General features: G+C 63.9%; 16 protein-coding genes. 8 read left to right on the forward strand and 8 right to left on the reverse strand.

Features of this window, described 5'->3' with window-relative positions; all coding sequences use genetic code 11:
* Window positions 1-25: 25 nt before the first annotated feature.
* Together ACGYLD_RS00510 and ACGYLD_RS00515 are read right to left on the reverse strand one after the other, a co-directional pair.
* Window positions 26-973 carry an alpha/beta fold hydrolase gene (locus ACGYLD_RS00510; protein ID WP_271691718.1) on the reverse strand — a complete coding sequence of 316 codons (948 nt, stop codon included), beginning with the start codon at window positions 971-973 and terminating at the stop codon, window positions 26-28.
* Window positions 973-1263: an SCP2 sterol-binding domain-containing protein gene (locus ACGYLD_RS00515; RefSeq protein WP_271691717.1), complete on the reverse strand. Its 291-nt coding sequence runs from the start codon at window positions 1261-1263 to the stop codon at window positions 973-975. The genes ACGYLD_RS00510 and ACGYLD_RS00515 overlap by 1 nt, the downstream gene beginning before the upstream one ends.
* A gap of 74 nt (window positions 1264-1337) precedes the next feature.
* Between ACGYLD_RS00515 and ACGYLD_RS00520 the strand changes: the two genes are divergently transcribed.
* The 5 genes from ACGYLD_RS00520 (at window position 1338) to ACGYLD_RS00540 (ending at window position 6492) form a co-directional block, all read left to right on the forward strand.
* On the forward strand, window positions 1338-1895 hold the full coding sequence (locus tag ACGYLD_RS00520) for a hypothetical protein (protein WP_271691716.1): 558 nt from the start codon (window positions 1338-1340) through the stop codon (window positions 1893-1895).
* Between the two features lie 15 nt (window positions 1896-1910).
* Window positions 1911-4895, forward strand: coding sequence for a helicase-related protein (locus ACGYLD_RS00525; RefSeq protein WP_394400557.1), 2985 nt, complete (start codon window positions 1911-1913; stop codon window positions 4893-4895).
* A complete protein-coding gene (locus ACGYLD_RS00530) occupies window positions 4896-5279 on the forward strand; it encodes an RNA-binding S4 domain-containing protein (RefSeq protein ID WP_271689608.1) in 384 nt (127 codons plus the stop codon).
* A gap of 51 nt (window positions 5280-5330) precedes the next feature.
* Complete coding sequence (gene fdxA, locus ACGYLD_RS00535) at window positions 5331-5666, forward strand: ferredoxin FdxA (protein WP_067262482.1); 336 nt, start codon at window positions 5331-5333, stop codon at window positions 5664-5666.
* 313 nt (window positions 5667-5979) lie between these two features.
* Window positions 5980-6492 (forward strand): CarD family transcriptional regulator, encoded by a 513-nt coding sequence (locus ACGYLD_RS00540; protein WP_007120274.1) that lies wholly within the window; start codon window positions 5980-5982, stop codon window positions 6490-6492.
* 52 nt (window positions 6493-6544) lie between these two features.
* On the opposite strand, the gene cobS is transcribed toward ACGYLD_RS00540, so the two are convergent.
* Window positions 6545-7351 (reverse strand): adenosylcobinamide-GDP ribazoletransferase, encoded by an 807-nt coding sequence (cobS, locus tag ACGYLD_RS00545; protein ID WP_271691711.1) that lies wholly within the window; start codon window positions 7349-7351, stop codon window positions 6545-6547.
* Between the two features lie 79 nt (window positions 7352-7430).
* On the opposite strand from cobS, the gene cobT reads away from it, so the two are divergent.
* Complete coding sequence (gene cobT / locus ACGYLD_RS00550) at window positions 7431-8444, forward strand: nicotinate-nucleotide--dimethylbenzimidazole phosphoribosyltransferase (RefSeq protein WP_271691710.1); 1014 nt, start codon at window positions 7431-7433, stop codon at window positions 8442-8444.
* Between the two features lie 37 nt (window positions 8445-8481).
* Here the strand turns inward: cobT and ACGYLD_RS00555 are convergent, their stop codons facing one another.
* Window positions 8482-10395, reverse strand: a complete 1914-nt coding sequence (locus ACGYLD_RS00555; RefSeq protein ID WP_394400561.1) for a monovalent cation:proton antiporter-2 (CPA2) family protein — start codon at window positions 10393-10395, stop codon at window positions 8482-8484.
* An 18-nt stretch (window positions 10396-10413) separates the two neighbouring features.
* Window positions 10414-10869 carry an Lrp/AsnC family transcriptional regulator gene (locus ACGYLD_RS00560; RefSeq protein WP_067262495.1) on the reverse strand — a complete coding sequence of 152 codons (456 nt, stop codon included), beginning with the start codon at window positions 10867-10869 and terminating at the stop codon, window positions 10414-10416.
* A gap of 137 nt (window positions 10870-11006) precedes the next feature.
* On the opposite strand from ACGYLD_RS00560, the gene hppD reads away from it, so the two are divergent.
* Window positions 11007-12101 (forward strand): 4-hydroxyphenylpyruvate dioxygenase, encoded by a 1095-nt coding sequence (hppD, locus tag ACGYLD_RS00565; protein ID WP_271691708.1) that lies wholly within the window; start codon window positions 11007-11009, stop codon window positions 12099-12101.
* Window positions 12102-12162: 61 nt separating this feature from the next.
* Here the strand turns inward: hppD and ACGYLD_RS00570 are convergent, their stop codons facing one another.
* Window positions 12163-14973 (reverse strand): hypothetical protein, encoded by a 2811-nt coding sequence (locus ACGYLD_RS00570; protein ID WP_394400564.1) that lies wholly within the window; start codon window positions 14971-14973, stop codon window positions 12163-12165.
* 151 nt (window positions 14974-15124) lie between these two features.
* On the opposite strand from ACGYLD_RS00570, the gene ACGYLD_RS00575 reads away from it, so the two are divergent.
* The gene (locus tag ACGYLD_RS00575) at window positions 15125-15826 is read left to right on the forward strand and encodes an SIMPL domain-containing protein (RefSeq protein ID WP_271691706.1); all 702 of its coding nucleotides are present in this window, start codon (window positions 15125-15127) and stop codon (window positions 15824-15826) included.
* 51 nt (window positions 15827-15877) lie between these two features.
* Here the strand turns inward: ACGYLD_RS00575 and ACGYLD_RS00580 are convergent, their stop codons facing one another.
* Window positions 15878-17170: an O-acetylhomoserine aminocarboxypropyltransferase/cysteine synthase family protein gene (locus ACGYLD_RS00580; RefSeq protein ID WP_394400568.1), complete on the reverse strand. Its 1293-nt coding sequence runs from the start codon at window positions 17168-17170 to the stop codon at window positions 15878-15880.
* Window positions 17171-17246: 76 nt separating this feature from the next.
* Window positions 17247-18251, reverse strand: coding sequence for a hypothetical protein (locus tag ACGYLD_RS00585; RefSeq protein WP_394400571.1), 1005 nt, complete (start codon window positions 18249-18251; stop codon window positions 17247-17249).
* Window positions 18252-18299 lie beyond the last annotated feature (48 nt).

Here is an 18299-nt window from a genome sequence, read left to right on the forward strand (position 1 = left end):
GCGGGCGCGGGGTTAAGGCGCGGGGTTAACCGGTGATATTGCCCAGATAGAGCTTTTCCAGCCCGTCGAAGATCGGCTTGCGCAACTCGGGCCTCTCCAACAGCACCTCATGCTCGCCGCCCGGTACGATCTCAAGCCGCCCGCCTTTCCACTGCGCCATGCGCTTGTGGACGCGGTCGGTGGCGACGATACGCTCGTTGCTGCCAAGGTAGGTGACGCAGGGAATGTTAGGCGCCGAGCGTCCGGCGAGGTGTTTGGTCTCGGCCAGTGCCTCGCGCAGCCAGACGAAGCTGGGGCCGCCGAGGCTCAGCTCGGGGTGGGCGGCCAGTTGATCGCGCATCATGTCGTACATCTGCGGATCGGTGGTCAGCAGGTTGTCCTCGAAAGGGGCGATGGCAGGGTAGGCTTCGATCTTGGTGCCCGGGGGCAGGCGGTGGCCCTGTCCGACGCGGGGCATGAATTGCGCCAAGGACCACGCCAGCGCGCGCAGATGCGGGACGACATAGATGCCCCACATCGGGCCGGTGAAGGCGACGGCCTGCACCGGCAGCCCTTCCATCACGGCACGCAGGCCGATGCAGCCGCCCATGGAGTGGGCCAGCAGGAAATAGGGGCGCGGCAGGTTCAGGCTGCGCGCGGCGCGCAGCATGGCGGCGACGTCTTTCTGATAGTCGCTGAAAACATCCACATGGCCGACGCGCGCATCCGGTAAAAGCCGGTCCGACAGTCCCTGACCGCGCCAGTCGATCGCCATGGTGGCAAGGCCGCGCCGCGCGAAATCGGCGGCGCAAAGCCCGTATTTTTCGATATATTCGGTCCGCCCCGGGAAGAGCAGCACCGTGCCCCGCGCGCCTGCGCAGCGCCAATGACCCAGCCTGATCCGCTTGCCATCCGATGTCTCGGCCCAATGGGCTTGGCCCCCATCGGGGCCGGGGGCGATATCGGTGTAGAGCGGGGCCGGGTCCAGCTGCATCAACCGAGAACAGCGGCGAGCTTCATCGCCATGCCCATGTCGCCGTCGATCTTAAGCTTGCCGGTCATGAATGCGGATGTGGGGTTGGTGTCGCCTTCGAGGATGGACTGGAAGGTTCCGGCATCCGCGCTCAGCGTCACGTCGGCCTCTTCGTCCGCCGCGCGGGCGCCGTTTTCGTCCATCATCACGGTGCCTTCACCTTCGATGTCGAACTTGGCCGTGCCGTCAAAATCGCTGCCGGCCAGCTTTTCGTTCAGCACCACTACCGCTTCGTTCACAATATCGCTCATCGCTCGCCCTTTTTTGGCATTTGGCCCCGCTACGTCTGGAATTGCGGCGGCAGCCTGTTACATTCAGTTTTGTTATGCGCATCATACCCGTCAACCTCAAACATACCGTTGCGGCAGTTGGTAGCTTTGTGTTGCTTGCGGGCATGGCCGTGGCCGAGAAGGCTCCGCCCGAGCTGTTGCAAAAGCTGCGCGAGGCCCCGGCGGAGGAGGCCCCCAGAATCGCCCATGAGATCGAGGCGCATTGGCAGCGCTCTGGTTCGGCTGCGATGGATTTGCTGCTGACGCGGGGACGGGAGGCGATGGCGGATGGCGATGCACGTCTGGCGATCGAGCATTTGACCGCGCTGACCGATCACGCCCCCGGTTTCGCCGAAGGGTTTCATGCCCGGGCGCAGGCCTATTACGGGGCCGATCTCTATGGCCCCGCGTTGGATGATTTGGAGCGGACGCTGGCGCTGAACCCCGACAATTACAACGCGATCTTCGGCCTTGCCGTGATGATACAGGAGTTCGGAGATCTGGGCCGCGCGGCCGCACTTTACCGCAAGACGCTCGCCCTCAACCCGCATCACGAAGACGCCCGCGTGGCCCTTGAGGGGCTGCGCCGGGACGGCATCGGGCGCGAGCTTTAATTCAAGGATAGACAGGTGGCAGGCAACAAGCGCGTCGTGGCCGTTCTCGGCCCGACAAATACCGGCAAGACGACCTATGCAATCGAACGGATGCTGGCCCATCGGACCGGGGTGATCGGCCTGCCGCTGCGGCTCTTGGCGCGTGAGGTCTATGACCGGATCGTCAAGGCGCGCGGCCCCTCGGTGGTGGCGCTGGTCACGGGCGAAGAGCGGATCGTGCCGCCGCGCACGCAGTATTGGGTGTGCACTGTTGAGGCGATGCCGCAGGAGATGGGCGCGGATTTCGTGGCCATCGACGAGATCCAGCTTTGCGCCGATCCCGAGCGCGGCCACGTCTTTACCGACCGTCTGCTGCGCGCGCGGGGCCTGCATGAGACGCTGTTCATGGGGGCCGACACCATGCGCGGCACCATCGCGGCGCTGGTTCCGGGCGTCGATTTCATGCGCCGCGACCGGATGAGCGAATTGATCTATGCAGGTCAGAAAAAGATAAGCCGGATGAAACCCCGCAGCGCAATCGTCGGCTTTTCTGTTGAGAATGTATATGCCATCGCCGAGCTGATCCGCCGCCAGAAGGGCGGTGCGGCGGTGGTGATGGGCGCACTCTCTCCGCGCACGCGCAATGCGCAGGTGGCGATGTATCAAAACGGAGAGGTCGACTATCTGGTTGCCACCGATGCCATCGGCATGGGGTTGAACCTCGATGTCGATCATGTGGCCTTCTCGGCGCTCAGTAAGTTTGACGGGCGGCGGATGCGGCCCTTGGCCCCGAATGAACTGGCACAGATCGCTGGCCGGGCAGGGCGCGGGTTCAAATCCGGCACCTTTGGCACCACCGGGGACGCGCCCGCGCTGGACGATCACGTTGCCCGCGCGATCATGGATCACAACTTTACCCCGCAGAACAAGATCAACTGGCGCAACCACGCTTTGCAATTCGGCAGCATTGACCGCCTGATCAAGACCTTGGAAATGCCTCCCGAAGATGAGCGGCTGGTCAGGGCGCGGGAATCCGACGATCTGCGCGCGCTCAAGGCGCTGGCGCAGGTGGATGAGGTTTTTGCCCGGGCCACGGATGGCGCCTCGGTGCGGCTCCTGTGGGATGTCTGCCGGATTCCCGATTTCCGCGGCATCAGCCATGCGGAACATGCCGGGTTGCTCGAGACCATTTTCAACGATCTGCACCAGCGCGGATATATCCCCGATGATTGGCTCGCACGACAAATCAAACGAATTGATCGAACCGATGGCGACATTGATGCGTTGTCCAAACGACTCGCGTTTATTCGCACATGGACCTACGTTGCGCAGCGCAAGGGCTGGACAAAGGACGAAAGCCATTGGCGCGACACGACGCGTGTCGTAGAAGACCGCTTGTCGGACGCTCTGCACGAGCGTTTGACTCAAAGATTTGTAGATCGGCGCACGAGTGTATTGCTGCGCCGGCTTGGACAGAAGGAAGCCATGGTGGCCGATGTAAACGAGACCGGTGAAGTCACCGTTGAAGGTGAATTTGTAGGCAAGCTGGACGGGTTCCGCTTTCGGGTGGACAAGGGCGCGGGTGCGGCTGAAGACAAAACGGTGAAGACCGCCGCATTGCAGGCCTTGGCTCCGCAGTTCCATCTGCGCGCCGACCGGTTCTACAACGCCCCGGACACCGAGATTGATTTTACCGAACAGGGCGGCCTCATGTGGGGCAGCGCCGCGGTGGGCAAACTGACCGCTGGCAGCGACGCGCTGAAGCCGCAGGTCGAGGTTTTCGTCGACGATATCGCCGGGCCTGAAGTGGCGGAGAAGGTGAAGCGCCGTTTGCAGCATTTCATTGACCGCAAGGTCGCTGCGCTGTTCGAGCCTCTGTTGGGGCTGAGCAAAGACGAGACGTTAACAGGTCTTGCCCGAGGCTTTGCTTTCCAACTGGTTGAGAATTTCGGCATTCTGCCCCGCGCCCAAGTGGCCGAGGATGTTAAGGCGCTGGATCAAGACGCCCGTGGTGCGCTGCGTAAACATGGCATTCGTTTTGGACAGTTCACCATCTTCATGCCGCTGATGCTCAAACCCGCGCCGACACGTCTGCGTCTGGTGCTCTGGTCGCTGGCCAAAGGGCTGAACGAATTCCCAGAATCCCCCCCGCCCGGCCTGGTGACCATCCCGGTCGAGGCCGAAGCACCCGCCGGGGCCGACACCATGTCGGGCTACCGCAACGCCGGCAAACGCGCGATCCGCATCGACATGCTGGAACGTCTCGCTGATATGCTACGGGCCGAAGATTCGCGCGGTGGGTTCGAGGCCAAGCCTGACATGCTTTCGATCACCGGCATGACGCTTGAGCAATTCGCCGACCTGATGGAGGGCCTTGGCTATAAGGCCGAGAAGGATGAGCGGACTAAGGTGAAACCCGTTGATGTGGTGATGCCCAAAGACGGCAGCCATGACGCGATGGCCCCTTCCGCCGATACCGTAGTGCCCGAGAAACTCGACAGCGATCTTCCCGGTGACGATGCGGCGGACAAGCCGATCATGGATGTCGCTGCCGAGGAACCTGCGGGCGGTATCATCGAGACTCCTTCAGATGAGACCAACCCCGACGACCGCCCCGCAGATGTGGCGCAGATACCCGACGACGGCATCGCACCTATCGCGGACGTGGCATCGGAAGACCCCGAGGTCGACACCAACATCCCCGAAGTGCCAGCGGAAGAAATCCCGCAGGGCACTGCGCCCGACGCGGATGTCGCCGGGCCGGAGATGGAGACCTATTACATCTTCACATGGGCCCGCAGCCCGCGCGGCAATGGCGGTGGCAACCGTCGCGGCGGGGATCGCAATCAAGGGCAGGGCAAGCCGCGTGGCAAACCTGCCAAGGGCAAGGGGCGCAAGCCCGGCGGTGACAAAGGCGGCAAGTCGCAGAACTTCTCTGCCCGTCCTCCGCGCAAGGAAAAGCAGATCGACCCTGACAACCCCTTTGCCGCCGCGCTGATGGGGCTGAAGGACGACAAGTAAGTGGAGGCGGGCGCGAAACTGCGGCTGGACAAATGGCTGTGGCACGCCCGCTTTTTCAAAACCCGTTCGCTCGCTGCCGCGCAGGTGGCGGGCGGCGCGGTTCGGATCAACGGCACGCCGACGCAGAAACGCGCCAGCAGTGTCGGCCCCGGCGATGTGCTGACTTTTTCGCAAGGCGACCATGTGCGGGTGATCCGCATCGAGGCGATCGGCCATCGCCGCGGCCCGGCCCCCGAAGCGCAGACGCTCTACACCGATCTGTCCCCGCCGCAGCCCAAATCAAAGGACAGACAGCCCGAGAATCCCGGTTTTGAGGGAAAGGGCCGCCCGACCAAGCGCGACCGCAGGCAGCTTGATCTTTCTAAGGCGCGCCACCTTGAATGATCCCGCGCCCCAGTTTAGCTAGTCCCTCACATATCCAGCCAGAGTTTCCGCATGACCTATATCGTGAATGACGCCTGCATCGCTTGCAAATACACCGACTGTGTCGAAGTCTGCCCGGTGGACTGCTTCTATGAAGGCGAGAACATGCTGGTGATCCACCCCGATGAATGCATCGATTGCGGCGTTTGCGAGCCTGAGTGCCCCGCCGATGCAATCCGCCCGGACACCGAACCGGACATGGAAAAATGGGTGGAGTTCAACCGCAAGTATTCCGAACTTTGGCCCGTCATCATCACCAAGAAAGACCCGTTGCCCGAAGCAGAGGAGATGGATGGCAAAGAGGGCAAGATGGAGCTCTTCTCCGAAAAACCGGGCGAGGGCGGCTAAGGCACGGCGATTCGCGCTTTGTTGCGCCTCTGTGACCTCAACTTTAAGTGTTAACCCGCTGAATTGACCGGGAAACCGCCGAGGCTGGCTTGGGGGCGCTTCCGAAAGGCGTGATTCTGTGCTATAGTGTCTTCAAGCTGTAACACACGAGCCTGATAATGTTTCGACCCTGCTGCCAAGGTTGACCTCACATTTCTAACTCAAACGCACCCGAACGCAGACCGCTCAGGCTGCGCTTCGCATGCGTTTTACGTGCTGTTCAGGTGTCTGAGTTAATGGCGGGGCTTCCCCCGCGCGCCAAGGAGCGATCTATATGACCAAATCGAAAAAGCTTGATTTCCGCCCCAATGAATTCGTCGTCTACCCTGCGCATGGCGTCGGGCAGATCGTCTCGATTGAGGAGCAGGAAGTTGCCGGCATCGCGCTGGAGCTCTTCGTAATTTCCTTTGAAAAAGACAAAATGACCCTGCGGGTGCCGACCCATAAGGCGACCGAAATCGGCATGCGCGCCCTGTCGACACCCGATGTGATCAACCATGCGATGAAAACGCTCAAGGGCAAGGCCAAGGTCAAGCGCGCCATGTGGTCCCGCCGCGCGCAGGAGTATGAGCAAAAGATCAACTCCGGCGATCTAATCGCCATTGCCGAGGTCGTGCGCGATCTGCACCGCACCGACGACCAGCGCGAGCAGAGCTATTCCGAGCGCCAGCTTTATGAAGCAGCGCTTGAGCGCCTGACCCGTGAAGTGGCCGCTGTTTCGGGGGGCGACGAGCTCGCCGCTGCGAAACAGGTCGGCGATGTGCTGGAAAGCCGCGTCGCCGCCTAAAGGCCGCAGAATTTAAGAAAAGGCCGCGTCCCTTCCGGGGGCGTGGTTTTTTTTATGGAATGGCCTGCCAGCCATAGGCCATCATCTGACAGCCAGTTAGCAGGGCAATTTCGGTTACTTGCTGGGTGGCGCCTAAGACATCTCCGGTCTGTCCGCCGATCTTGCGCTTGGCGATTTGACGGACCACCAGCGCGGCCAGAAGCCCCAACAGCGCTAAACGCCACGCCGAATAGTCCGGTGCCATCACGATCACCCCCACGCCGATCAACACGGCAACCGCGGTTGCCAATTCGCCAGGGCGGCCTGTGCGATCCGACAGCCCATCGCGGCGGGCGGTGGGCAGGCTGTCCATCACCCAGACCATCGCCGCCCGCGACCCGCAGGAGGCGACGACCAGCGCCCAGATCAGCGCCTCATCCGTGATCAATTCGCTGATGAGATACCAACGCAGCAAAAGCGACAGCACCAGCGCCACGACGCCATAGGTGCCGATCACGCTGTCTTTCATGATTTTCAGGCGCTTTTCGCGGGTCCAGCCGCCCCAGAACCCATCGGCGCAATCGGCAAGGCCATCCTCATGCATCGCCCCGCTTAGCATCACGAGTGTCAGCAGCACGAAGGCGGCGACCAGCGGCGGCGTCGCGCCCATGCGCGTCAGCGCCATACCGACGGCCCCGGCAATCAGCGCCAGCACGATCCCGACCAATGGATAGGCCCAAGCGCTGCGGGCCGGGGGGCGGTGCGCCACCGTCGGGAAGTGGAAATGCGGCAGGGGCAGGCGGGTCAGCAGGGCAAAGGCCACGGCGATGTCGCGGGGCCGGAAGGCCTGCCTCAGGGCGGTGATGTCGGGAATGGCCATTATTTCGCCCCTTCGGCACTTTCAGCGCCGACAGGCTAAGGCTAGAAACGATTGAATATCAATCCGCAAAGGGCCGCATATGAACACGTCTTTCGCCAGTCTTACCGAATTTCGCAGCCTGCTGCGTGCGATGCCCGCCTGCGACGACGCGGCGATGGCAGAGGCGCGGGCCCATGACGCCATGCTGACCAAACCCCCCGGCGCGCTTGGCCGGTTGGAGGACCTCGCGGTCTGGTATCGGGGCTGGCGCGGCGGTGCGCGGGCCGAGATCGCCGCGCCTCAGATCATCGTGTTTGCAGGCAACCACGGGGTCGCCGCGCGGGGTGTCTCGGCGTTTCCGGCAGAGGTGACCGCGCAGATGGTGGCGAATTTTCAGCACGGCGGGGCGGCGATCAATCAGATCGCGCGGGTCAATGGCGCGAGCCTCGACGTGGTGCCGCTGTCCTTGGACAGGCCCACCGAGGATTTCACGGTCGCGCCCGCGATGGCGGAAGACGAATTCGTTGAGGCGCTGCGGGCGGGCTGGGAGGCGGTGAATCCCGAAGCCGATCTGCTTGTCGTGGGTGAGATGGGCATCGCCAACACCACCTCGGCGGCGGCACTTGTCACGGCGCTTTTGGGCGGCGGGGCGGAGTTCTGGACCGGGCGCGGCACCGGGGTGAATGACGCGGGCCTGTCACTGAAGACCGAGGTCGTGGCTGAAGGTGTCGTCCTGCATGCCGACAAGGGCGATGGGCTAGAGCAGCTGCGCCGCCTCGGAGGGCGGGAATTGGCCGCGATGGCCGGAGCTTTGGCGCGGGCGCGGGCCTTGCGCATCCCGGTGATCCTCGACGGCTTCATCTGCTGTGCCGCCGCGCTCAGCCTCGCGCGCACGGCACCCGGCGCGCTGGATCACTGCGTCGCGGGGCATCTCAGCGCGGAAAGCGGTCACCGGCGGCTCTTGGGCGCGTTGGACAAGGAGCCGCTGCTGGAGTTGAACCTGCGTCTGGGGGAGGGCTCTGGCGCGGGCTTGGCGATTGGCATCCTCAAGACCGCGCTCGCCTGTCACGCGGGCATGGCCACCTTCGCCGAAGCGGGCGTCAGCGACGCATAGGGCGGTGCTGGTGGCCCCCCGAAAGGGGCTGCCCGGTTCAGGCGCTTTCCTTGCCCTTGTCTTCGCCAAGGTTGAGAAAGGCGGTCTCCAAATCCTTTTGCAACTCCTTCGCCCGGGCCACATAGGCGGCGTTTTGCGAAGGCGGCACATCGGGCCGCCAAAGCGCCGCCAATTCGCGGACCGAGACCCGGTCATGGGCGTAGAACAGCTTTTGCGCCTCATTCGCCTCGAAATCCGAAAGTCCCATGTTTTCCAGCACATAGCGCCCGGCCCGAAGCGAGCTGTCGAACATCTCGCGCACGATGTCATTCGACCCGGCCTGATAGTGGCGGTAGACCTCCTCGCGGTCGCGCGCGCGGCTGACGATATGCAGGTTCGGGTTCTCTTTGCGCGCGTAGGAGATGAGAGAGACCGCGGATTTCGGGTCATCAAGGGCCACCACCAAGACGCTGGCGTCTTGCAGCCCCGCTTTGCGCAGGATGTCAGGCCGCGTCGGATCGCCCAGAAAGCCCTTGAAGCCAAAGCGCCGCATGACGGCGATGGTCTCGGGGTTGTGGTCCAGCACGACGGTTTGAAAACCGCTGGCTTGGACCATCCGGTTCACCATCTGGCCAAAGCGCCCGACGCCCGCGATGATCACCGGGCCGCTGCTGTCGATCTCATCGGCGATGACGGGGCCGCCGTCGTCAAGGCGTCGGCTGATCAGGTCGTGCAGGATGAAAAGCAGCGGCGTGATCAGCATGGTTAGGGCCACGACCAGCAAAAGCGTCTCGCCAATCGGGTCGGGCATGACGCCGGTGGCGAGGGAAAAGCTGACCAGCACAAAGCCAAATTCCCCGGCCTGCGCCAGCGCCAGCGTGAAAAGCCAACCGTCGCGGCCTTTGAGGCGGAAGAGGCGGCCCAGCACCATCAGGATCAGCGCTTTGACGATGATGACCAACAGCGCCATGCAGATCAGGATCAGCGGTTTTTCGAACAGCAGGGCAAAGTTGATGCCCGCCCCCACGGTGATGAAAAACAGCCCCAAGAGCAGCCCCTTAAAGGGTTCGAGGTCGGTTTCCAACTCATGGCGGAACTCGCTGCTGGCCAGCACCACGCCCGCCAGAAAGGCGCCGAGTGCGGGCGACAGGCCGACCACGGTCATCAGCGAGGAAATCCCCACCACGATCAGCAGCGCCAATGCGGTATACATCTCGCGCAGCTTGGCGAGGTGGATGTAGCGGAACACCGGACGGGTCAGGTAAATGCCCACGAGGATGATCGCGGCGACCGCGCCGATGGTGACCAGCGTAACGCCCCAGCCCGGCAGGCTTTGGACAAAGGTCTGTGCGGTATGGGCGACGTCGCCCGCGTGGCTGCCCTCGGTCCCACGATGTGCATTCTCCACCGCCTCCGGGTCGAGCGAGATTGACCCATCGGGCAAAAGCCCGCCCGGAATGCCCGTGGCCAGCAGCGGCAGGAAGGCGAGAATGGGGATCACCGCGATATCCTGCGTCAGCAGGACAGAGAAGACGGAGCGCCCGCCTTGGGTCCGCATCAGCCCCTTTTCCGAGAGGGTTTGCAACACGATGGCCGTCGAAGACAGCGCCAGCGTCAGCCCGATTGCCAGTGCCACGCGCCACGGCTGGTCGTAAGCCATGGCGATGGCCATGAGCGCCGCGGTCGACAGCAGCACTTGCAAGCCCCCCAAGCCCAGCAGACGGTGGCGCATGTCCCAGAGCGCGCGCGGCTCCAACTCCAGCCCGATCAGGAAGAGCATCATCACAACGCCGAATTCCGCGAAATGCTGCACGTCCTTCGTCTCGGACCCGACGAGGCCCAGCACCGGCCCGATCAGAATGCCCGCCGCCAGATAGCCCAGCACCGACCCCAGCCCCAATCGCGCGGCGATGGGCACGGCAATCACCGCGGCGGCCAGATAGACGGAGGCTTGGAACAGGAAACCTTCCATTGCGGTCCTCTTTCAGCGTCAGGTGGGCAGCGGCCCGTCCTGTTTCAGTTGATCCATGACAATCTGGCTATGCACCCGGCTCACGGCCTGATGGGGCAGAAGAACGTCGTGAATGAGCCTGTTCAGGCTCGGCAGATCGTCACAATAGACCCTCAGGAGGTAGTCCGCATCCCCCGTCATCGTCCAAGCGCTCACAATCTCGGGCCGGGTGGCCATGAGCCGGGCAAAGCTCGCCGAATGTTCCGGCCCGTGGGTGCCCAGATGGACCTGCACGAAGCCCTGGACGTTCAGCCCCATCCGCACCGGATCAAGCCGCGCGTGATAGCCGCGAATGTAGCCTTCGACCTCCAACCGCTGACGCCTGCGCCCGGCTTGGCTGGGGGAGAGGTTCAGTTCTTGCCCCAACTCCTGCGCCGTGAGGTGGGCGTTCTTTTGCAGCGCCGTTAGCAGCCGCCTGTCGATCTCATCGAGCATGATGCGCGATCTCCGCATGGTTTGGAGGTACTATGCGTCACTTCCGCGAAATTGACCAGTTGAATGCTGCGATACGCGCAATTCGCGCGGCGGTTGCGGCGTAGACTGGGGCAAATCCCAAAGCAGAGGAGACTGACATGGGCCCTTTCCCGCATGACGCCCCGAAATCGCAGATCACGGCAGAGAACCCCGCCGGCACCGATGGTTTCGAGTTTGTCGAATTTGCCAGCCCCGACCCACAGGCACTGCGCGATGTCTTCACCAAAATGGGCTATGTCCATGTGGCCAATCACAAGACCAAGAAGATCGAGCTTTGGCAGCAGGGTGACATCACCTATGTCCTGAACCATGACCCCGAGAGCTTTGCCGCACGCTTCGTCGAAGAGCACGGCCCCTGCGCCCCCTCGATGGGCTGGCGCGTCGTGGATGCGCAAAAGGCGCTGCAACACGCGGTGGCCAATGGGGCCGAGGAATATAAGGGCGATGGCAAGGTGCTCGACGTGCCCGCGATCATGGGCATCGGTGGCTCGCTGATCTATTTCGTCGACCAGTATTACGACACCTCGCCCTACAATTGGGAATACGACTGGATCGCCACATCCAAGCCCGAGGGCGTGGGGTTCTACTACCTAGATCACCTGACGCACAACGTTCACAAGGGCAATATGGACGTCTGGTTCAAGTTTTACGGCGACCTGTTCAACTTCCGCGAAATCCGGTTTTTTGACATTGAGGGCAAATATACGGGGCTTACCAGCCGCGCGCTGACCTCGCCCTGCGGGCGCATTCGCATCCCGATCAACGAAGACCGGGGCGAGACCGGGCAGATCGTGGCCTATCTCAAGAAGTACAACGGCGAGGGCATCCAGCATATCGCCGTCGGCGCGCGCAACATCTATGACGCCACCGATGCGATTGCCGACAATGGGCTGAAGTTCATGCCCGGGCCGCCCGAGACCTATTACAAGATGTCGAAAGAGCGGGTGACCGGCCACGAAGAGCCGCTGGACCGCATGCAGAAACACGGCATCCTGATCGACGGCGAAGGCGTGGTCGACGGGGGTGAGACGCGCATCCTGTTGCAGATTTTCTCGAAAACCGTGATCGGGCCGATCTTCTTTGAGTTCATCGAACGCAAGGGTGACGACGGTTTCGGTGAGGGCAACTTCAAGGCGCTCTTTGAATCGATCGAGCAAGAGCAGATCGACAATGGTGAGCTTGAGGCCACCTAGTCAGAAGTACATCCGGGGGAGGGAAAAAGGGGCGCTGCGGCGTCCCTTTTTGTGGTGTAACCTAGTTCGGCATCTTCAGCACGACATTCCGACCCCGGCGCACATAGCGCAACTCGCTATCGCCAATGGCCGAGACGCGGCCGCCGTCGATCCGGTCGCCGACCTCAACCTTTTGATAGCGCCCGTTGCTGAGCCGAACCAGAGCGCGGCGGTTCGAGGGCTTGCCATAGACGCCGATCAGATTGACGTCGCGCAGGTTGATCGCATTCTTCACCGTTGCCTGTTTCGCCACGGAGGTCTTCGAGGGAAAGCGCGGTTGGACCGCTTTGGGCGCGACGCTCGCGACCTGTGCAGGCGCGGCCCGGCGGGCGGCGCGTTTCACGATCCGGTCGAAATTACGGGGCCGGGTATCGGGGCGGCGCGACTGGGTTGTGGCCTGTTTCGTCGCGTTCTGGATTGCGGGCGGCGTGGCGAGGGCGGCGGCGACCGCGCCACTGGTGTCGATGGGGGCAACCTCGGGCTCAGGCGTGGCAGCGGCGAGCGCTTCCTGAGCGATTTCTTGAACGGATTTGGGCCGCAGTTGCGGGCGCAGATCGGCCAATTCGGAACGTGTCAGCCCGCCAAGCTGGGCGCGTTCGGTCGTCTCTGACAAATCGTCGGGGCGCGGGCGGGGCCGGGCCTCGGCCAAGGCGCTGTCGACCTCGGGCTCCGCCGGATCGGCGTCTGGCCGGGTCAGAGTGGCGGGGGGCTGCACGCCGGGGCGTCCGAGGTAGACCAGATGGCCATCGGGGCTGAGCGCCCCCTGCGCCGTGGGTTTGACCAAGCCGCGCGCGTCCAGCGCAAAGCGTGTGCCCGCTGCCGCCGGAGAGCTGACTGCGCCGGGGGCGATGTCGGTGCCGAACCCATCGGCGGGCGGCAGGGCCACGGCGTCTGTCGTGCTGCTGATCGGGTCGATGCTGGTGAGGTAGAGATCGTCGATATCAATCGCCGCCGCCGGGGCCGGGGGCACGTCCGGGGCGCGGGCCCAGATGCCGGTGGTGGCATATTTGGCGTCGATCTCGGCCTCGGTCATCTCTGACAGGGGGCGCGGCTCGGGGTCGCGCAGCGCGTCGAGCACGGCACCGTCTTCGTCGGTCAGACCGGCGTCCAAGGCGGCGGTTTCGATGGCGTCAGGCGCTGCCGGTTCGGGGGGCAGCACGGCGATGTCATTCTCGATTTCAGGAGTTTCCGCAGGGGCCAAGGCTTCGGCTGTGCTGCGCGGGCTGCGGTCGCCAAAGAGCCGCGAAAGCGCGCTGCCCTCGTCGAGGAAGATCGAGGCCCAAGCCGCGACACCGGCCAAGAAGACCAAAAGCGCCGCCGTCAGGATCAGGCCAAGGAAACGCGGCTTGCCGCCGACTTCGTTCCGGCGGCGCGCGCCAAAGACGGTCATCCGCTCGGCCTCTGATGCCGGGGTGGCCGCGGCGGGGCTGGCAGGGGCCGTCCGGCGGTCTTTCGACGCTTTCGGTTTGCGGCGGCTGAGGAAGGTGCCGGTGGAGGTGGTCGCCTCGGGCGTCAGCGAGCTGCTGTCGGGCTGGGGGGCTGCGGCCTCCGTCGCGGCGGCGGCGGTGGCCGGTTCGACGGGCATCTGCGGCGCAAGCGGGGCCGCGGCGGGCGAAGGCGCGCCGACGGGCAGGGAGGCTGTGCTGGGGGCGGGCGCGGGCGTCGGTTCCGTTTTGGCGGCAGGCGGGGGCGGGGGTGTTTCCCGGCTCGCGCCGCCAAGGCTGGGCGCGTTGTCTGACCCGCCACGGCGGCTTGCAAAACCGGCGGCAGGGGCGCTGCGCGAGGGCGGTGCCGAGAAATCAACCTTGCGCGAAGGCTCGGGCTGCGGCGCGGTCTGCGTGCTGGCCGCCGCCGCGAGGGGGGCTGCGGATGCCGCAACGCTGCCCGTGGGGGCGGGCGGCGCGTCCGCCTCCGTCTCTTCCGGTTCCTCGCTTGGCGCGTGGGTCTCCAACGCGGGCAGGTCTTCTGCCAACGGCGGTGGGGTTTCCTCTGGAGTGGGGGCCAGTTCGGCCTCTGCCGGGTCTTCCGTCGCCTCCGTTTCCGCCGCAGCGTCCAAGGCGGGCAGGTCTTCGTCCAAGGGCGGTGGCGTGTCTTTGGGGGTCGGCTCCAACGTGGGGGAGGCTTCCGAAGCGCCTTCGGTCGACCCCAAATCCGGCAGGTCTTCCTCTACCGGCGGCGGGGTCTCCTCCGGCGTCGGGGCAAGCTCAGGCTCGGCGACGGGGGTCGTCTCATCCGTGTCCACGACCGGCCCTTCGGGCGCGTTCATCACGCCGGAAATTACGATGGGGGCCGTCTCAGGCTCCACGGTTTCGCCGGGTTCCAGCAGGTCCGACGCGGCTTTCGTCATGCCGAAATGCGGCGCGCCGCGATGGAAACTCTCATTGGCCGGGGCGGCGGCGAAGCTGACCGGGTGGAAACGGTGCTCCACCGCGAAGGCCTCGGCTTCGTCTAAAGTCTCGCGGGCCACGGCGGCCACATGGCTCTGCCCGCCATCGGCATGCACATCGAACACCAGATCGGAAACCGGATAGGGCGTGGCCCCCTCCAGCGCCTCTGCCGCTGCGGCACGGCGGGCGGCGGGGTCCATATCCGGCGTGTCGAGGGTGAGGTATTTGATCTGCGCGTCGGGGATCAACAGCAGGCTGCGCAGCCCGCCGGGCTCCAACGCCGTGGCGGTTTTGCGCAAGACCGCCAGTTCCGCCGCCAGATCGGCACTGTCGAGCGCCACTTCACCAACAAGCTGCCAACCGCCCGATGTGCGGTGGAGCAAACGAATGCCGTCGAACGACAGGGAGAGGGTAAAATTCGGCTTCATCGCGGTCGACTTTAGCATGGGGTCGGGCGCACTTACAGACGCGCCGCAGTCATCGCGAAGGATAGAGCAGGAGTTCGCCCAAGGGAAGGGTGCGCACCGCGCAGGTGCTTGTCAGAACCGGCCCGCGATGGGCAAATGGCGGCGCATTGATGCACGGAAAGGAACGAACATGCGACTGATGAATTGGGTGGCGCTGGCGTGGATGGCGGGGGCCGGATTGGTCTCGGCCCAGCAGGGACCGGAAGAGGGGATTATCGTCACCGGCCAAGGCAGCATCGCCGCCGCGCCCGACATGGCAACGATCACTCTGGGCGTGACCGAAGAGGCCGAAACCGCCAAGGCCGCGATGGACGGGGTGAATGCCGCCGTAAGCGCGATCCTCACCCAGCTCGACGCGCAGGGCGTCGCGGCGAAGGACCGTCAGACCAGCCGTTTCTACCTGCGCCCGGTGCATGACCGCCGCGGGAATGAAAACGGCCAGCCGCCGCGCATCACTGGCTATCAGGCGGGCAACTCCGTGACGGTCAAGGTGCGCGATCTGGACCGTTTGGGCGCGATGATGGATGCGGTGATCGATGAGGGTGCGAATGATTTCAACGGGTTGGACTTCGGACTTCAAGACCCGAAAGATGCGCTGGCCGAGGCACGCAAGGCCGCCGTTGCGGATGCCACCGAACGCGCGCGGCAGTTGGCCGAGGCGGCTGGGGTGAAGCTCGGCACGCTGATCCGCATGACCGAAAACTCCCACGCGCAACCCAAGATGTTCGAATCCGCCCGTATGGGGATGGCGATGGACAGCGCCGTGGCCGAAGGCGAGGTTGAGGTGCGGGCGCAGGTGTCGATGACCTTTGCGATTGCGCCGGGGCAGTAAGGTGCCGCAGATGGAAAACCCCCGCCGAGGTGATCGGCGGGGGAAGGTGGTTTAGCTGGTCGCCTTGGCCAGTGCCTGATCGAGATCGGCGATCAGATCGTCGGCGTCCTCGGTCCCGATGGAGATGCGCACGACGCCCGGACCGGCCCCTGCCGCTTCTTGCTGCTCTGCCGTCAGCTGTCGGTGCGTTGTGGAGGCCGAGTGAATGATCAGCGAGCGCGTATCGCCCAAGTTCGCCACATGGCTAAAGATCTCAAGGCTGTTGACCAGTTTCACACAGGCGTCATAGCCGCCCTTGACTGCAAAGGTGAAAAGCCCGCCCGCGCCCTTGGGGCAGACCTTTTGCATCCGCTCGTGATAGGGCGAGGATTTCAGCCCGGCATAGGTGACATAGTCAACCCGGTCGTCCTGTTCGAGCCATTCGGCCACCTTCACCGCGTTTTGCACATGCCGCTCCATGCGCAGCGACAGGGTCTCGATCCCCATGAGCGTGTAATGCGCCGCCTGCGGGTTCATCGTCATCCCCAAGTCGCGCAGCCCGATGGCGATGCCGTGGAAGGTAAAGGCCATGGGGCCGAAGGTCTCATGGAACTTCATGCCGTGATAGGCTTCCTCAGGCTGGCTGAGAGAGGGGAATTTGTCATTGGCAGACCAGTCGAACTTGCCCGAATCCACCACGCAGCCGCCCATAACGGTGCCATTGCCGGTGAGGTATTTGGTGGTGGAATGCACCACCAGCGTCGCGCCATGCTCAATCGGGCGGCAGAGGTAGGGGGTGGCGCTTGTGTTGTCGATGATCAACGGAATGCCCGCCGCATCGGCTACATCCGCGATGGCGCGCACATCCATGATATAGCCGCCGGGGTTTGCGATGGCCTCACCAAAGACCGCGCGGGTGTCGTCGTCGATCGCATCGGCCACGGCCTGCGGATCGTCAAAGTCGACGAATTTGCAGGACCAGCCGAAGCGCTTGATCGTATGGCTGAACTGCGTGACCGTGCCGCCGTAGAGACGGGTGGAGGCGACGATATTCTTGCCCGGCCCCATCAGCGGGAACAGCGCCATGATCTGCGCCGCGTGGCCCGATGAGCAGCAGACCGCGCCGACGCCGCCTTCAAGGGTGGCGATCCGCTCTTGCAGGACCGCGTTGGTGGGGTTGGTCAGGCGCGAATAGATATAGCCGACTTCCTCAAGGTTGAACAAAGCCGCCGCGTGATCGGCATCGCGAAAGACATAGGCCGTGGTCTGATAGATCGGCGTCTGCCGCGCGCCGGTGGCCGGGTCGGGGCTGGCGCCTGCGTGGATTTGCAGCGTGTCGAAATGTGGGGTGGGGCTGTCGGCCATTGGTCTGTCCTCTCAGAAAATGGTTCTCGCGCAGCCTAGGCGCAAAGACCCGTCCAGACAACGGGGCAGGCGGGGCTCAGCGCATCCAGAAACCGTTTGATTTGATCCGGTTGCGGATCGCCTGTTCGCGGCGGGGCAGGTTGTCTTGATCGAAAAGCGCGCGCACCTTGGCCCCGCGGGCCTGATAGACCATCCGCTTGATCGCATCGCGCTGCTTGAGCAGCTTTTTCACCCGGTTGGGGGCGGTGATGGCCTCTAGAACCTCGATCGCATGATCGCTCTCTCGCGCGTAGAGCAGGGGCAGAAAACGATAGTGGCAGGAGACCGTGCCATCCAGCAGTCCAGCGGGCAGGGCGTCCCGCCCCCCGCCAAGGGCGTGGATCACCAGCGGCAGCACGATTTGGTCGAGCCATGGGTCAAAGCTCTGCGCGCAAAGCTCGACCGGAGGGTCGTCGCGTACCGCCAGCGCGTAGCGCAGAAAGAGATCGCCGAATTCCTTCGGGCAGCGGTAGTAAAAGAACCCTGCGTTAAAATAGAGATAACGCCGCCAATATTCATCCGGTTGGCTCAGGTCGAGGCTGCTGGCGAAGTCGAGGCCGAACTTGTCGTAAAGCGACTTCCACAATGCGCTATAGCCCGGCCCGTAAAGCTGCGGCTTGGGCCATGTGCCCTCGCGTTTGAGAGAGGCTGAGGGGCGGTCAAAATCAAACGGCACCGCCGTCAGATCGCCGGTGATCAGCGTATCGGTGTCAAAGAAAACAAAGGGTTCGCCCGCGGGCAGGGCGCTGAGCATCTCGATCTTATTGCCATTGGGGTAGGTGCTGCCGAAATGCTGATTGTCAAAGGGGACGAACTCCGCCCCAAGCTCGCTCAAAGCTTCGCGCAGCGCGCTGTCGGTGATGCGCGGATCACGATCCCAAAGCGGGCCGGGCTGCGGCTCGGCAATCAGCAGGCGGCCTTGGAACTCCGGGCAGGAATGGCGCAGGGAGGCGGCGAAAAGCAACGCCTCATAGGCCAGCCGCCCCTCTTGGCCCACGATGACGACGTTGAAAATTTGCGGGATACGCGAATTGCGTGTCATACTTAACTGCGGCCTTTGGTTTTCGGCCAGTATAGGGGCAGGGCTCTG

The organism is Sulfitobacter sp. 1A12056, from assembly GCF_043558125.1.
Classification (GTDB): Bacteria; Pseudomonadota; Alphaproteobacteria; order Rhodobacterales; family Rhodobacteraceae; genus Sulfitobacter; species Sulfitobacter faviae.

What these genes read in the sequence shown, in the direction of transcription:
- ACGYLD_RS00520 (WP_271691716.1), top strand. Translation starts at nt 1,338, where the DNA reads ATGCGCATCATACCCGTCAACCTCAAACATACCGTTGCGGCAGTTGGT.
- cobS (WP_271691711.1), bottom strand. Translation starts at nt 7,351, where the DNA reads ATGGCCATTCCCGACATCACCGCCCTGAGGCAGGCCTTCCGGCCCCGC.
- ACGYLD_RS00575 (WP_271691706.1), top strand. Translation starts at nt 15,125, where the DNA reads ATGCGACTGATGAATTGGGTGGCGCTGGCGTGGATGGCGGGGGCCGGA.
- cobT (WP_271691710.1), top strand. Translation starts at nt 7,431, where the DNA reads ATGAACACGTCTTTCGCCAGTCTTACCGAATTTCGCAGCCTGCTGCGT.
- ACGYLD_RS00580 (WP_394400568.1), bottom strand. Translation starts at nt 17,170, where the DNA reads ATGGCCGACAGCCCCACCCCACATTTCGACACGCTGCAAATCCACGCA.
- ACGYLD_RS00540 (WP_007120274.1), top strand. Translation starts at nt 5,980, where the DNA reads ATGACCAAATCGAAAAAGCTTGATTTCCGCCCCAATGAATTCGTCGTC.
- ACGYLD_RS00515 (WP_271691717.1), bottom strand. Translation starts at nt 1,263, where the DNA reads ATGAGCGATATTGTGAACGAAGCGGTAGTGGTGCTGAACGAAAAGCTG.
- ACGYLD_RS00555 (WP_394400561.1), bottom strand. Translation starts at nt 10,395, where the DNA reads ATGGAAGGTTTCCTGTTCCAAGCCTCCGTCTATCTGGCCGCCGCGGTG.
- fdxA (WP_067262482.1), top strand. Translation starts at nt 5,331, where the DNA reads ATGACCTATATCGTGAATGACGCCTGCATCGCTTGCAAATACACCGAC.
- ACGYLD_RS00570 (WP_394400564.1), bottom strand. Translation starts at nt 14,973, where the DNA reads ATGCTAAAGTCGACCGCGATGAAGCCGAATTTTACCCTCTCCCTGTCG.
- ACGYLD_RS00560 (WP_067262495.1), bottom strand. Translation starts at nt 10,869, where the DNA reads ATGCTCGATGAGATCGACAGGCGGCTGCTAACGGCGCTGCAAAAGAAC.
- hppD (WP_271691708.1), top strand. Translation starts at nt 11,007, where the DNA reads ATGGGCCCTTTCCCGCATGACGCCCCGAAATCGCAGATCACGGCAGAG.
- ACGYLD_RS00510 (WP_271691718.1), bottom strand. Translation starts at nt 973, where the DNA reads ATGCAGCTGGACCCGGCCCCGCTCTACACCGATATCGCCCCCGGCCCC.
- ACGYLD_RS00585 (WP_394400571.1), bottom strand. Translation starts at nt 18,251, where the DNA reads ATGACACGCAATTCGCGTATCCCGCAAATTTTCAACGTCGTCATCGTG.